Source organism: Candidatus Poriferisocius sp., assembly GCF_965219775.1.
Lineage (GTDB): Bacteria > Actinomycetota > Acidimicrobiia > Acidimicrobiales > Bin134 > Poriferisocius.
In genome coordinates this window covers 777,501-790,567 of record NZ_OZ244793.1, presented here as the reverse complement: position 1 = coordinate 790,567, position 13,067 = coordinate 777,501, and the positions used below count along the sequence as shown (strand labels likewise).

Below are 13,067 nucleotides of genomic sequence, written 5' to 3'. Positions count from 1 at the left end.
CCGTCCGGCGGGGACCGGGGCCCACTACCCTGGGCGGGTGGTGTCCTGGCCGTTTCTCGATCACGACGGCCCCATTCCCATCGCCCATCGGGGTGGGGCCCTGGAGAATCCCGAGAACACCATGGCCGCCTTCGCCGCCGCCGTCGATCTCGGGTTCCGCTACCTCGAGACCGATGTCCACCTCACCCGTGACGGGGTGCTGGTGGCGTTTCACGACGAGGGCCTGCAGCGTCTCAGCGGCCGCCCCGAGACCATCGCCGAGTTGGCCTGGCGTGACCTGGCCACGGTGCGGGTGGGCGGCGAGCACGCCATCCCCCGATTCGACGAGGTGCTGGAGGCCTGGCCCGATGTCCGCCTTGCCGTCGACCCCAAGCACGATCCGGCCACCGAGCCCCTCATCGCCGCCCTCAAGCGGGCCGACGCCATCGACCGGGTCTGTGTGGGGTCGTTCTCCGGGCGCCGATTGGCCACCGCCCGGCGACTGGGTGGACCCCGGCTGTGTACCGGCCTCAGCCCCAAGGAGGTCGGGCAACTGCAGGCGGCCGCCGTCGGGGTGCCGGTGCGCCTGAAAGCGGGGGCCTGCGCCCAGGTGCCGGTGGCGGCCAAGGGGGTGCGCCTGGTCCATCAACGATTCGTGGATGCCGCCCACGCGGCCGGACTGGCCGTCCACGTGTGGACCGTCGACGACGCAAACGAGATGCGCCGACTGCTGGATCTGGGCGTGGACGGCATCATGACCGACCGCCCCACCGTGCTGCGCGACGTGCTCAAAGAGCGAGGATCCTGGCGGTGAGGAGTCCAAGGAACAAGCCCATGCAGGAAGTGAGGTGCCCCGTATGAGCCTGCTCGACCGCTACCCCGACCTCGACCCCGAGGCCGCGGCCCGAATCCGAGAGCACGGACCCCATCTCGAACCGATGACCGGACCGTTGCCCGCCGAACTGCTCGAGCTTGCTCGGGCCCAGGGGGAAACCCCTCCACCTCGAGAAGGCATCAGCGTCCGCGACGCGGCGGTCGAAGGCGTTCCCGTCTGGGTCTATGAGCACACGGCGGGTACGCCGACCGGGATTCTGGTGTACCTGCACGGGGGCGCGTTCATGGTCGGCAGCCGCCTCCTCATGGACGGCGTGGCTCTCAAGCTTGCTCTGTGTACCGGCGCGTCGGTGGTGTCGGTCGAGTACCGCTTGGCCCCGGAGCATCCGTACCCAGCCGGTCTCGACGATGCGGAGACGGTCTTGCGGTGCGCCCTCGTCGAACCAGGAGCCTTGGGCCTGGGGGAAGGTCCTGTGATCGTCGGTGGCGAGAGCGCGGGCGGCAACCTCTCGGCTGCGGTTGCCCTCCGCCTTCGTGATCGCGACGGCCCTCGTCCGGCCGGTCAGATGCTGCTCTACCCCGGTACCGACACGTTCGACGCCGACCACCCGTCGCGACACCTCTACGACGGTCTCGTGCTCTCAAGGCAGGGGTCGAAGTACATCCGGTCGGTGTACTGGGCCGGCCGGGACCTGAGTGACGATCCGTACGCCGTGCCCATGGCCGCGAGTGACCTCAACGGATTGCCCCCTGCCTTCGTCATGGTCGGCGGGTGCGACTGGTTGCGCGACGAGGGCCTGGCCTATGCCGCCCGCCTCGGCGAAGCGGGCGTGGAGACGGAGGTGCTCACCTGTGCGGGCCAGCCCCACGCGTTTCTCAACCTGGACTTCCCGGCCGCGGCCGACGTGTACCGGGCCGCCGGCCCCTGGGCCCAACGGATTCTGGGTGGCACAAACTGAACCAGATCAGAACCGCATGTTGGCGCCACCGTCGATGGCCCAGACCTGTCCGTTGATCCATTCGGCATCGTCGGAAAGCAAAAGGGCAATGACCGCACCCAGGTCGGAGGGCCTGCCCAGGCGGGTGGTCGGCACCTGGGCCAGGAACATGTCCTGCAGTTCAGTGTCGTTCTGTTGTACCTGAGTTGGCCCCATGACGAAGCCGGGCATGACTCCGTTGCAGCGAACCCCGTCGCGCCCCCAGTTGGTGGCGACATGGCGGGTGAGCGCGAGGATCGCCGACTTGGACGCGGCGTACGCCGGGCGCTTGCCGTCGCCTCGGCTGACGGCCGCGCCGGAGGAGACATTCACGATGCTGCCTCCCCCTGCTTCGATCAGCAGCGGCACGACCGCCTTCGACATGCGGACGTAGCCCAGAAGATTGACATCAAGGGTTCGTTGCCAGACGGCCATGTCGGTTTCAAGAAGGTTCTTATCGACACCGATGGTTCGGGGCGAGAGGTCTGCACCCGCGTTGACCAGTCCGTCGATGCCGCCGAACTCGTCGACAACATGTTGAACCAGCTCGACCACCGAAGCCTCGTCGGCCAAGTCGAACTCGTACGCGACCGCGGTGCCCCCTCCCGATCGGATCTCGGCCGCGGTCGCCTCCGCTCCGGCGAGGTTGAGGTCACCGATCACCACGGCGGCCCCTTCTTCGCCGAGACGCACGGCTGCGCCGGCACCGACTCCGGTGGCCGCGCCGGCAAGCACGATCCTCTTTCCCTTCAGACCTCGCATCCGATCCCCTCTTCCTGCCTTGCGAAGCAGGCACTTAGTTCATGTACTGGCCGCCCGAAGCGTCGATGGTCTGACCGCACATGTAGCTGGCAGCGTCGCTCGCGAGAAAGGCCACGATGTTGGCCACCTCTTCGGGAATGGACACGCGCTTGAGCCGAACGTCATGGGCGAGCGACTCCATGACGGATTGGCGGGCGGCACGGTCCATGGCGCTCTTTGGGTTGAGGATGCGCTCCAACAGGTCGGGCTTCACCATGATGCCGGGAGCGCACCCCAGTACGTGGATTCCGAGATCGGCGACTTCGGCGGCCAGGTTGCGAGTGAATCCGATGACTCCGGACTTGGCGGCGGCGTAGACCACGAGCCCTGGCGGCGCGGTGCGGCCCGCCGCGGCCGAGATATTGATGATCTTGCCCGAGGCCTGTGGGATCATGTGTTCAAGGGCGGCGTGGGCGCCGTACATGAGCATGGTGAGGCTCCCGTGTACCGTGTCGTCGATCATCTCCTGGGTGAAGTCGGCAAACGTGCCGGCGAGCGCGTACACCGGGTTGTTGATCATGATGTCGAGCCCGCCCAACGCGGCTTGGCTCTCGTCAACCGCGCGATGGACCTGATCCCACACCGAGAGATCGGCCAGTATCGGCACCGCCCTCACGCCCCACCGCTGCCGAACCTCGTCGGCCCGGCGCTCCACCTTGGCGTAGGTCCGACCGATCAGGGCAACATCGGCTCCGAGCCCGGCAAGGCGATTGGCGACCGCTTGACCGAGCCCATCGCCCCCAGCACCGGTGATGATCGCCTTGCGGCCCGCAAGCGACATGACCTCGGTCACCCGCTTATCGATGATGTGGGACGGCACCCGGTCGAACCCCAGTCTCGACTCCCAATCAGTGCCTCGTGACATGGTCGCTCCCTCGTCGTCAGATCACTACGGTATTGCCTGTGGCCTGCCAACAACGGCCTGCGTCCGAGGTCGCGGGAGGATCCCCTGATGCCCACCGCCAATGACCTCATGGCCGAAGCCGTTGAAGCCACCGGTCTGGACGAATTCGGTGAAGACTCCTTCCGCGAGGGGCTGGAGGTGCTCGTTGCCTCGCTGCGTGATGAGGCTCGCCTCAACGACCGCGGCAACGGCTTCCTCTACCCCCGGATAACCGGCCACCTCGCCCAGCGTCTCCAGGTTGAGGACTGGTACCGACGCCACCCCGAGATCGACGATGTCACCGTCGAGGCGCCATTGTTCGGCCTGGGGCTGCCTCGTACCGGTTCGACGGTCCTGTCATTCCTGCTGGCCCAAGATCCCGATATCCGCTACTTGCGCCAGTGGGAGGCCGCCCGACCCTGCCCGCCACCTTCCACGGTCGAGGGTGACGATCCCCGGATCGACCCGGCCGCCGTCGAGCGGGTGGGTACCCGGTCCCATGTTCCCACTGCCGACGGTGCCGGGCCGATGGAGTGTCTCGAACTGATGAACCTCAACTTGCGCTCCCCCATCTTCACCGCTTTCGCCCACGTGCCGTCCTACGCGGACTGGCTCCTGCACGCCGATCTCACCACGACTTATGCCTACCAAAGGCGAGTGATGAAACTGCTCCAGTGGGGCGAGCCTGCCCGTCCGTGGCGGCTCAAGTGCCCGGCACACATCATCTGGATCGACAACCTGCTCGCGACATTTCCCGACGCCCGCTTCGTCATGACCCATCGCGATCCGACCGACGTGATGTTGTCGGTCTGTGACGTCTACGCCGACATCATTTCCGGCTTCACCGACCATCCCGATCGGGCTGCCATAGGCCGACTCAACGTCGAGACTTGGTCAATCGGGATGGACCGTCTTCTGGTTGCCAGGAACACCGGAATCGGCGATCGCTTCTACGACATCGACTTCCGGGCCGCTCAGGCTGATCCGTTCGGTCAGGTAGAAGGACTGTACGAGTGGTTGGGAGAGCCGGTCGGTGAGGAATTCGCTGCCAATATGCGGTCCTGGTGGGAGCAGAACAACGAGAACCGGGAGCCGAGCCCGAAGCGCGATCCGAAGGACTTCGACCTCGATCTCGACTCGATCCGCCCGTTGTTCGCCGACTACATCGAACAGGCGGCGGTCTGGATCGGTCGCGGTTCCGAGTGACCGTGAGCATCGAACTGACCGGCGGCATCGACGTGGCTCGTGAATTCGTGCTTGCCGAGCGGCCCGGCGATCCCGAGATGCGTGACTCGGTGAGCATGTGGGTCTTCGATGACCAGGCACGTGTCGGCCTTACCCGCATCGGCGTCGAGGCGGTATCGGCCAACTGGGAGCGACACGGCATCCAGGTCAACCTCGCCTACGCCGACGGCCGTGCCTACCGGCTTCGCTCCGACGTGCCGAGTCACCCACCTGGTGGCGCGGACGGCAAGCCGAGAGTGCTCGGGGCGGGACCACTGGCGTTCGAGTGCCTCGAGCCCTTTCGGACTTGGACGATGCGTTTCGACGGTCAGGCTGTCGAAACGAGTGCTGCGGCACTCGCCGCGGGTCACGTCGACGGGCCCCTTGTGGACATCCGATTCGAGGTTATGGCCACCATGACGGTTCCGCCGTGGGAGCCGGGCAGCCTGATTCCCGAGGCCAAGTCGGCTCTGGAGACCCACGAACTCGGACTGATGGGCGGTGACCGCTACGAACAGCTCGGCCGCAGCACCGGCAGAGTTCAGGTGCAGGGCGGACCGGTACTCACCTTCGAGGGGACGGCGCTGCGAGTCCGTCGCCAGGGCGTGCGGCGGCTGGCCGCCTTTCGTGGGCACTTTTGGCCGTCCGGCCTTTTCGCCGACGGGCGGGCCTTCGGCGCCATTACCTACCCGCCCCGTGACGATGGGCTCCCGAGTTACAACGAGGGTTTCGTGATCGACCATGACGGAGTGCGGCTCCCGGCCACTATCCAGCACGCGGCTTGGTTGCGACGCATCCAAGCCCTCGGAGAGGACGTCTCATTCGTGTTTTCCACTCCCAGAGGGAAAATCCGAATCAGCGGGGAGACCGTGCTTTCGACCCACGACATTCACCATTCGGATGCCGGCTTCTCTCAGGACCAACTCCGGGCCGAGCACGCCGCCTTCCCGGCTCTGCAACAGGCCGGGGTCCGCTGGCGCTGGGACGACGTGGAGACCATCGGCATGCTCGAGCGCTCCTCCCGAATGGGCGACATCGACTGGTCGTAAGGGTCTTGCTGTTCTGAGCAAATGGGGGCCGAGGGCCGCCTGTACCTGTGGTCAATTTTGGGTTGCCTGGGGATTTCTACTCACAGTTGGGGATAAGCCTGTGGATTTGCATTTTCCCCTTGACCAGGGGTTTTACCGCGCTATGGTGTCCCCACTCTCCAGAGTCAAGCGGGGATCACAGGTCGAGATCACCGGTCAAGATCAGAGGTCAAAGCCGAGAGGTTGGGATCGCAAGGTCGAGACCGAGGGGTCCAGGCCGAAGGGTCACACCGGGTCGCTGGGAAGGGCCGAGGAAGTCGGTGGCACCACCGAAAGCCAGAGCCCGGAACACCGACCGAGTGCCGTGAGAAACTGGAGCGAGGAAACGGGAAACCGGAGGGCGCCCGCTCAACGGGGAACCGGGACCGGACGGGACGGCCCCGAGAAGTCGACCGGTTTCGACCGGGAGGCTACTCGGGGCCTCCTTCTTTCTCGGCCCCCACTTCTTTCCGGGATTCGGAGCCCGCTACTACAGTGCGCCCATGAGCGGACCTCCGGTGGCCTTGCTGCACGGACTGGCCGGTTCGGCCCGTCGCACCTGGGGGGACAACGCCTGGTTCGACCTGTTGGCCGACGCGGGCCGGGAGGTCATCGGCATCGACCTGATGGGCCACGGCTCCGCCCCCAAGCCCCACGAGCCCGAGGGCTACGCCGGATTCGACCAGCACGTGGTGGACCACTTCCCCCCGGAGCCCATCGACGCCATCGGCTTCTCGCTCGGGGCCTACACGCTGCTCTCCATCGCCTCCCGAACGCCGGAACGATTCCACCGGCTGGTGGTGGCGGGCGTGGGCAAGAACCTGTTCCACCGCGACGAGGACCACAGCCGCATGATCCTGCAGGCGGTCACCGGGGACCCCGACCCCGAGAATCCCGAGGCCATTCACTTCTCCACCCTGGCCGACGACCCCGAGGCCGACCGCCAGGCCCTGGCCGCCCTGTTGGCCGGCCGGACGGCCTTCGACACCGACTGCCTGGCCACCGTCACCGTGCCCACCCTGGTGGTGGTCGGTGACCGGGACTTCGCTTACCCGGCCGACGAGTTGGTGGCCGCCCTGCCCGACGCCCGACCGGTGACCCTTCGGGGGGTGGATCACTTCGCCACCCCCAAGTCGTTCGATTTCATCGACGCCGCGCTGGACTTCCTCGACGCCCAGCCCTTCTGAGCGGCCGGACTACCGGAGCGGCTGGTCTACCGGAGTTGCTGGGCGGTGGGCAACAGCGGCGCCGGCAGCAAGGTGTCGCCGGTGAGGTACTCGTCAACGGCGGCGGCGCAGGCCCGTCCCTCGGCGATGGCCCACACAATGAGGCTCTGGCCCCGACCCATGTCCCCGGCCACGAACACACCGGGCACGGTGCTCATCCAGTTGTGGTCACGGGCCACGGTGCCGCGGTCGGTGATCTCCACCCCCAGGTCGTCGAGCAGGCCCCCGGTCTCCGGACCGGTGAAGCCCATGGCCAACAGCACCAGCTCGGCCGGGTACTCCCGCTCGCTGCCCTCGACGGGGTCGAAGCGCATGCGCCCGTCCTCGAAGCTCTGGTGGACGTCCACCGTCCGCAACGCCTCCACCTGGCCGTTCGAGCCGATGAACTCCACGGTGTTGATGGCGTAGACCTGCGTCCCGCCCTCCTCGTGGGCCGACGACGACCGGTACATCAGCGGCCACGTCGGCCACGGCGTGGAGTCGTCGCGATCCTCGGGAGGCCGGGGCAGGATCTCGAACTGGTGGATGGAGGCGGCGCCGTGGCGATGGGCGGTGCCCAGACAGTCGGCCCCGGTGTCGCCGCCCCCGATGATGATCACGTTGCGACCGGCGGCGGAGAAGGGATGCTCCTCCAGATCCCCCTCTTGCACCCGGTTGGCCGGGGGCAGGTACTCCATGGCCTGGTGGATCCCGGCCAGTTCACGACCGGGGATGGGCAGGTCCCGCCACTGGGTGGCCCCCCCGGCCAACACCACCGCGTCGTACTGTTCGGTGAGGTCGGCCGCGCTCACGTCGACGCCCACGTTCACGCCGGGCCGGAACACGGTGCCCTCGGCCTCCATCTGGGCCAGGCGGCGGTCGAGATGGCGCTTTTCCATCTTGAACTCGGGAATGCCGTAGCGCAGCAGGCCGCCGATGCGGTCGGCCCGCTCGAACACCACCACCTCATGGCCCGCCCGGGTGAGCTGCTGGGCGGCGGCCAAACCCGCCGGGCCCGAGCCCACCACCGCCACCGTGCGGCCGGTTCGGTCCCCCGGAACCACCGGGGTGATCCAGCCCTCCTCCCAGGCCCGATCCACGATCTCCACCTCGATCTGCTTGATGGTGACCGGGTCGTCGTTGATGCCCAGCACACAGGCCGCCTCGCAGGGCGCCGGGCAGAGCCGACCGGTGAACTCCGGGAAGTTGTTGGTGGCGTGGAGACGCTCGATGGCCTCCCGCCAGTGGTCCCGGTAGACGAGGTCGTTCCAGTCGGGGATCAGGTTTCCCAGCGGGCACCCGTTGTTGCAGAACGGGATGCCGCAGTCCATGCAGCGCGACGCCTGGGTGCGCACCGAATCGGCGGCGAAGTCCTCGTAGACCTCGTTCCAGTCCTTGATCCGCACGGGCACGGCCCGGCGGGTGGGCAGTTGGCGATCGTGCTTGATGAACCCCCGGATGTCACCCATGGGCGGCCGCCATGATGGCTGCTTCGGCGTCGGTCCCCGTCCGCTCGGCCTCGGCCTGTGCCTGCAACACCCGCTTGTAGTCCTTGGGCATCACCTTGGTGAACCGGTCGGCCTCGGTGGCCCAGCGGGCCAGGATTCTCTCGGCCACCTCCGAACCGGTGTTGGCCATGTGGCGGCTCAGACAGCCCCCCAGCCACTCCCGGTCGGTGTCGTCCAACGGTTCGAGGTCGACCATCTCCCGGTTGACCTTCGCCGGGAACACGCCCTCGGGGTCGTACACGTAGGCGATTCCCCCGGACATGCCCGCGCCGAAGTTGCGGCCCGTGGGGCCGAGCACCACCGCCCGTCCGCCGGTCATGTACTCGCACCCGTGGTCGCCCACCCCCTCCACCACCGCGGTGGCCCCGGAGTTGCGGACGCAAAACCGCTCCCCCACCAGACCCCGCAGGTACAGCTCCCCGCCGGTGGCGCCGTAGCCGATCACGTTGCCCGCGATCACGTTGTGCTCGGCCGCGAAGGGGGCCCGAGGGTCGGGGGTCACGATGATGCGCCCCCCCGACAGGCCCTTGCCCACGTAGTCGTTGGCGTCGCCCACCAGGGTCATGGTGATCCCCCGGGGCAGGAAGGCCCCGAAGCTGTTGCCCGCCGAACCGGTGAAGTGGATGCGGATGGTGTCGTCGGGCAGGCCGCCCGCGCCCCACTTGGTGGTCACGTGGTGGCCCAGCATGGTGCCGACGGTGCGGTTCACGTTGGCGATGAGCAGGTCGATCTCCACCGGGTGCCCGTCCTCCAGGGCGGGCTCGGCCAGGGCGATGAGCTGCTGGTCGAGGGCTCGGTCCAGCCCGTGGTCCTGGGCCTCGGTGCAGTGGCGGGCGGCCTCCGGGGGAATCTCGGGGGCGTACAGAATGGGCGACAGGTCGAGTCCGGCCGCCTTCCAGTGGTCCACGGCGTCGCTCACGTCCAGGCTCTCCACCTGGCCCACTGCCTCGGCCAGGGTGCGAAAGCCCAGCATGGCCAACAGCTCCCGTACCTCTTCGGCGATGTACTCCATGAAGTTGATGACGAACTCGGGCCGGCCGGTGAACTTCTGGCGCAACTTGGGGTCCTGGGTGGCCACCCCCACCGGACAGGTGTCCAGGTGGCAGACCCGCATCATCACGCACCCCATCACCACCAGCGGGGCGGTGGCGAACCCGAACTCCTCGGCCCCCAACAGGGCGGCGATCATCACGTCCCGCCCGGTCTTGAGCTGCCCGTCGGTCTGGACCACGATCCGGTCCCGCAAGCGGTTCAACAGCAACGTCTGCTGGGTCTCGGCCAGGCCCAGCTCCCAGGGGGTACCGGCGTGTTTGATGGAGGTCAACGGCGACGCCCCGGTGCCCCCGTCGTGGCCGGAGATGAGCACCACGTCGGCGTGGGCCTTGGACACCCCGGCGGCCACCGTGCCCACGCCCAGCTCCGACACCAGCTTCACGTGGATGCGGGCGGTGGGGTTGGCGTTCTTGAGGTCGTGGATGAGCTGGGCCAGATCCTCGATGGAGTAGATGTCGTGGTGGGGCGGCGGGGAGATGAGCCCCACGCCGGGGGTGGAGTAGCGGACCTCGGCGATCCACGGCCAGACCTTGTGGCCCGGCAACTGGCCCCCCTCGCCCGGCTTGGCCCCCTGGGCCATCTTGATCTGGATGTCGTCGCTGTTCACCAGGTACTCGCTGGTGACCCCGAACCGCCCCGAGGCGGCCTGCTTGATGGCCGAGCGGCGCATGTCGCCGTTCGGATCGGGTACGTAGCGCCGGGGATCTTCGCCCCCTTCCCCGGTGTTGGACTTGCCGCCGATGCGGTTCATGGCGATGGCCAGCGTCTCGTGGGCCTCGGCCGAGATCGAGCCGTACGACATGGCCCCGGTGGAGAAGCGGGCCACGATGTCGGCCACCGGCTCCACCTCCTCGAGAGGCACCGGGGCCCGCAGGCCGGTTCGGAAGCGGAACAGGCCCCGCAAAGTGGCCAACCGCTCCGACTGGGCGTCCACTTTCGCGGTGTACTCCTTGAAGATGTCGTAGCGGCCCTGGCGGGTGGCGTGCTGGAGTTTGAACACCGTTTCGGGGTTGAACAGGTGGTACTCCCCCTCCCGTCGCCACTGGTACTCCCCTCCCCCGTCCAGGGACCGGTGGGCCCGCTCATCGGGGTTGTCGGGGTAGGCGATGCGATGGCGCAGCCGCACCTCCTCGGCCAGTTGGGGAAAGCCGATGCCCCCGAGCCGGCTGACCGTGCCGGTGAAGCACTCCTGCACGATGGGATGACCCAGGCCGATGGCTTCGAAGATCTGGGCGCCCACGTACGACTTCACGGTGGAGATGCCCATCTTGGACATCACCTTGAGCACCCCCTTGTCGCAGGCGGTGATGTAGTTGCGGTGGGCGGTGGCCTTGTCGTTGTCGGGGGAGAAGCCGCACAGGCCCTCGTCGATCATCCAGTCGATGGACTCGAAGGCCAGATAGGGGTTGACGGCGGTGGCCCCGTACGCCAAGAGCAGGCACATGTGGTGAACCTCGCGGGCGTCCCCGGATTCCACCACCAGGCCCACCCGGGTGCGGGTCTTCTCCCGGATCAAGTGGTGGTGGACCGCGGCGGTGGCCAACAGCGAGGGGATGGGAGCCGACTGGGGCCCCGCGCCCCGGTCGGACAGCACGATGATGTTCTTGCCCGAGGCAATGGCCCGGCTGACCTGCTCCCGGATGCGTTGCACGGCCAGCCGCAGCCCCGGTCCCCCGTCGGCCACCTCGTAGAGGCAGGGCACCACTTCGGTGTGCCAGTGGTCGTGGCCGCCCGGTCCGTCCACCCCCACCAGGTTGGCCAACTGTTGGTCGGTGATCACCGGGTGGGAGGTGAAGATCTGGCGACACGACCGGGGCTGGGGGTCCAACAGGTTGCCCTCGGGGCCGAGCCAGCCGCAGGTGGCGGTGATGATCTCCTCGCGGATGGCGTCCAGGGGCGGGTTGGTCACCTGGGCGAACAGTTGCTGGAAGTAGTCGTAGAGCAGGCGGGACCGGTCCGACAGCACGGCCACCGGGGTGTCGGTGCCCATGGAGCCCAGGGCCTCTTTGCCCTGTTGGGCCATCGGGGCCACCAACAGCTTCAGCTCCTCGTGGGTGTAGCCGAACAATTGCTGGCGGACCAACAGCGGGGGTTCGTCGAGAGCAGCACGGGGGCGATCCGCCAGGTCGTCCAGGTCGACTTGGTTGTCGGCCAGCCACTGCTCGTAGGGGTGGGCCGAGGCCAGCTCCTGCTTGATCTCCGCGTCCCGCACGATGCGGCCCTGGGCGGTGTCCACCAGGAACATGCGTCCGGGCTGCAAGCGCCCCTTTTCCACCACCGATGCGGGGTCCACGTCCATGACCCCGACCTCCGAGGCCATGATGACCAAGTCGTCGTCGGTGACCCAGTAGCGGGAGGGCCGCAGGCCGTTGCGGTCCAGCACCGCGCCGATCAGCGTGCCGTCGCTGAACACGATGTCGGCCGGCCCGTCCCAGGGCTCCATCAGCGAGGCGTAGTAGCGGTAGAAGGCCCGAAGCTCGGGCGACATGGCCTCGTGGTTCTCCCACGGCTCGGGGATCATCATGAGCACCGCGTGGGGCAGCGAGTAGCCGCCCATGTACAGCAGCTCCAGGACCTGATCGAAGCTGGCGGTGTCGCTCACCCCTTCGGCGCATATCGGGAACAACCGCTCCAGGTTGCCGGGCAACCGCGGCGACGCCAACAGCGCCTCCCGGGTCGCCATCCAGTTGCGGTTTCCCTGCACGGTGTTGATCTCGCCGTTGTGGGAGATGAAGCGGTAGGGATGGGCCAGCGACCACGACGGGAAGGTGTTGGTGGAGAATCGGGAGTGGATCATGGCCAGCGCGCTGGTCACCCGCTGGTCGCTCAAGTCGGGGTAGAACTCCCCGAGCTGGGGGGTGGTGAGCATGCCCTTGTAGACGATGGTGCGGTTGGAGAGGCTGGCGAAGTAGCCGTAGGTCAGCTTGCGGGCCTTGGACCCCAACGCGCCGGTGTCGCCCTGGTCGTCGGTCTCGTAGGTCACCTCGTTGCGGATCCGGGTGCGCACGATGTACGCCCGTCGCATCAAGGCGTCGGGATCCAGGCCGTCGGCGGTGTAGAAGGGCTGCCAGAACGACGGCATGGTGGCCAGCGCGCCCGCTCCCAGTTCGTCGGGACGAGTGGGCACCGCCCGCCACCCCAGGGGCGTGAGCCCCTCGTCGCGGGCGATGGCGTCCATGGCCGCTCGGGCCTGGTGGGCGGCGTCGGGGTGGTCGGGCAGGAAGCCGATGCCGGTGGCGTACTGGCCGACCGGGGGCAGATCCATCTCGCAGACCTCCCGGTAGAACCGGTCGGGTATCTGGATCAACAGGCCCGCACCGTCGCCGGTGTTGGCCTCGGCCCCCAACGCGCCCCGGTGCTGCAGGTTGCAGAGGGCCCCGAATCCCGCGGAGACGATCTCGTGGCGCGCCCGGCCCTTGAGGTCCACCAGGAAGCCCACCCCGCAACTGTCGTGTTCGTTGTGGGGGCTGTAGAGGCCTTGGGTGCGGGGCAGATCGGGAATCTGCGGCCGGTTGCTCATTTCGTCCTTTTGGGCA

9 protein-coding genes are annotated in these 13,067 nt (G+C 67.7%); 5 read left to right on the top strand and 4 right to left on the bottom strand.

The genetic code is table 11. The features are described 5' to 3' along the window. The first annotated feature begins 37 nt into the window (after nucleotides 1-37). Nucleotides 38-793 (top strand): glycerophosphodiester phosphodiesterase, encoded by a 756-nt coding sequence (locus ACOQPQ_RS03545; protein WP_420638070.1) that lies wholly within the window; start codon nucleotides 38-40, stop codon nucleotides 791-793. 43 nt (nucleotides 794-836) lie between these two features. Continuing rightward, nucleotides 837-1,772 (top strand): alpha/beta hydrolase, encoded by a 936-nt coding sequence (locus ACOQPQ_RS03540; RefSeq protein WP_420638069.1) that lies wholly within the window; start codon nucleotides 837-839, stop codon nucleotides 1,770-1,772. A gap of 6 nt (nucleotides 1,773-1,778) precedes the next feature. Here ACOQPQ_RS03540 and ACOQPQ_RS03535 read toward each other — a convergent pair whose 3' ends face one another. Continuing rightward, nucleotides 1,779-2,552, bottom strand: coding sequence for an SDR family NAD(P)-dependent oxidoreductase (locus tag ACOQPQ_RS03535; RefSeq protein WP_420638068.1), 774 nt, complete (start codon nucleotides 2,550-2,552; stop codon nucleotides 1,779-1,781). A gap of 34 nt (nucleotides 2,553-2,586) precedes the next feature. After that, nucleotides 2,587-3,456 carry an SDR family NAD(P)-dependent oxidoreductase gene (locus ACOQPQ_RS03530; protein ID WP_420638067.1) on the bottom strand — a complete coding sequence of 290 codons (870 nt, stop codon included), beginning with the start codon at nucleotides 3,454-3,456 and terminating at the stop codon, nucleotides 2,587-2,589. Between the two features lie 87 nt (nucleotides 3,457-3,543). Between ACOQPQ_RS03530 and ACOQPQ_RS03525 the strand changes: the two genes are divergently transcribed. The 3 genes from ACOQPQ_RS03525 to ACOQPQ_RS03515 all read left to right on the top strand — a co-directional run bounded on the left by ACOQPQ_RS03525 (nucleotide 3,544) and on the right by ACOQPQ_RS03515 (nucleotide 6,952). After that, nucleotides 3,544-4,680, top strand: coding sequence for a sulfotransferase family protein (locus ACOQPQ_RS03525; RefSeq protein WP_420638066.1), 1,137 nt, complete (start codon nucleotides 3,544-3,546; stop codon nucleotides 4,678-4,680). Between the two features lie 2 nt (nucleotides 4,681-4,682). Continuing rightward, nucleotides 4,683-5,747, top strand: coding sequence for a hypothetical protein (locus tag ACOQPQ_RS03520; RefSeq protein WP_420638065.1), 1,065 nt, complete (start codon nucleotides 4,683-4,685; stop codon nucleotides 5,745-5,747). Between the two features lie 521 nt (nucleotides 5,748-6,268). Further along, on the top strand, nucleotides 6,269-6,952 hold the full coding sequence (locus ACOQPQ_RS03515; RefSeq protein WP_420638064.1) for an alpha/beta fold hydrolase: 684 nt from the start codon (nucleotides 6,269-6,271) through the stop codon (nucleotides 6,950-6,952). A gap of 26 nt (nucleotides 6,953-6,978) precedes the next feature. Here ACOQPQ_RS03515 and ACOQPQ_RS03510 read toward each other — a convergent pair whose 3' ends face one another. Both ACOQPQ_RS03510 and gltB read right to left on the bottom strand, forming a co-directional pair. Continuing rightward, nucleotides 6,979-8,439, bottom strand: coding sequence for a glutamate synthase subunit beta (locus ACOQPQ_RS03510; RefSeq protein WP_420638063.1), 1,461 nt, complete (start codon nucleotides 8,437-8,439; stop codon nucleotides 6,979-6,981). Next, entirely contained in the window at nucleotides 8,432-13,051 is a 4,620-nt protein-coding gene (gene gltB / locus ACOQPQ_RS03505) for a glutamate synthase large subunit (RefSeq protein WP_420638062.1), read from the bottom strand. Before gltB ends, ACOQPQ_RS03510 begins: the two co-directional genes overlap by 8 nt. Between the last annotated feature and the right edge of the window lie 16 nt (nucleotides 13,052-13,067).

What these genes read in the sequence shown, in the direction of transcription:
- ACOQPQ_RS03525 (WP_420638066.1), top strand. Translation starts at nt 3,544, where the DNA reads ATGCCCACCGCCAATGACCTCATGGCCGAAGCCGTTGAAGCCACCGGT.
- gltB (WP_420638062.1), bottom strand. Translation starts at nt 13,051, where the DNA reads ATGAGCAACCGGCCGCAGATTCCCGATCTGCCCCGCACCCAAGGCCTC.
- ACOQPQ_RS03530 (WP_420638067.1), bottom strand. Translation starts at nt 3,456, where the DNA reads ATGTCACGAGGCACTGATTGGGAGTCGAGACTGGGGTTCGACCGGGTG.
- ACOQPQ_RS03510 (WP_420638063.1), bottom strand. Translation starts at nt 8,439, where the DNA reads ATGGGTGACATCCGGGGGTTCATCAAGCACGATCGCCAACTGCCCACC.
- ACOQPQ_RS03540 (WP_420638069.1), top strand. Translation starts at nt 837, where the DNA reads ATGAGCCTGCTCGACCGCTACCCCGACCTCGACCCCGAGGCCGCGGCC.
- ACOQPQ_RS03535 (WP_420638068.1), bottom strand. Translation starts at nt 2,552, where the DNA reads ATGCGAGGTCTGAAGGGAAAGAGGATCGTGCTTGCCGGCGCGGCCACC.
- ACOQPQ_RS03515 (WP_420638064.1), top strand. Translation starts at nt 6,269, where the DNA reads ATGAGCGGACCTCCGGTGGCCTTGCTGCACGGACTGGCCGGTTCGGCC.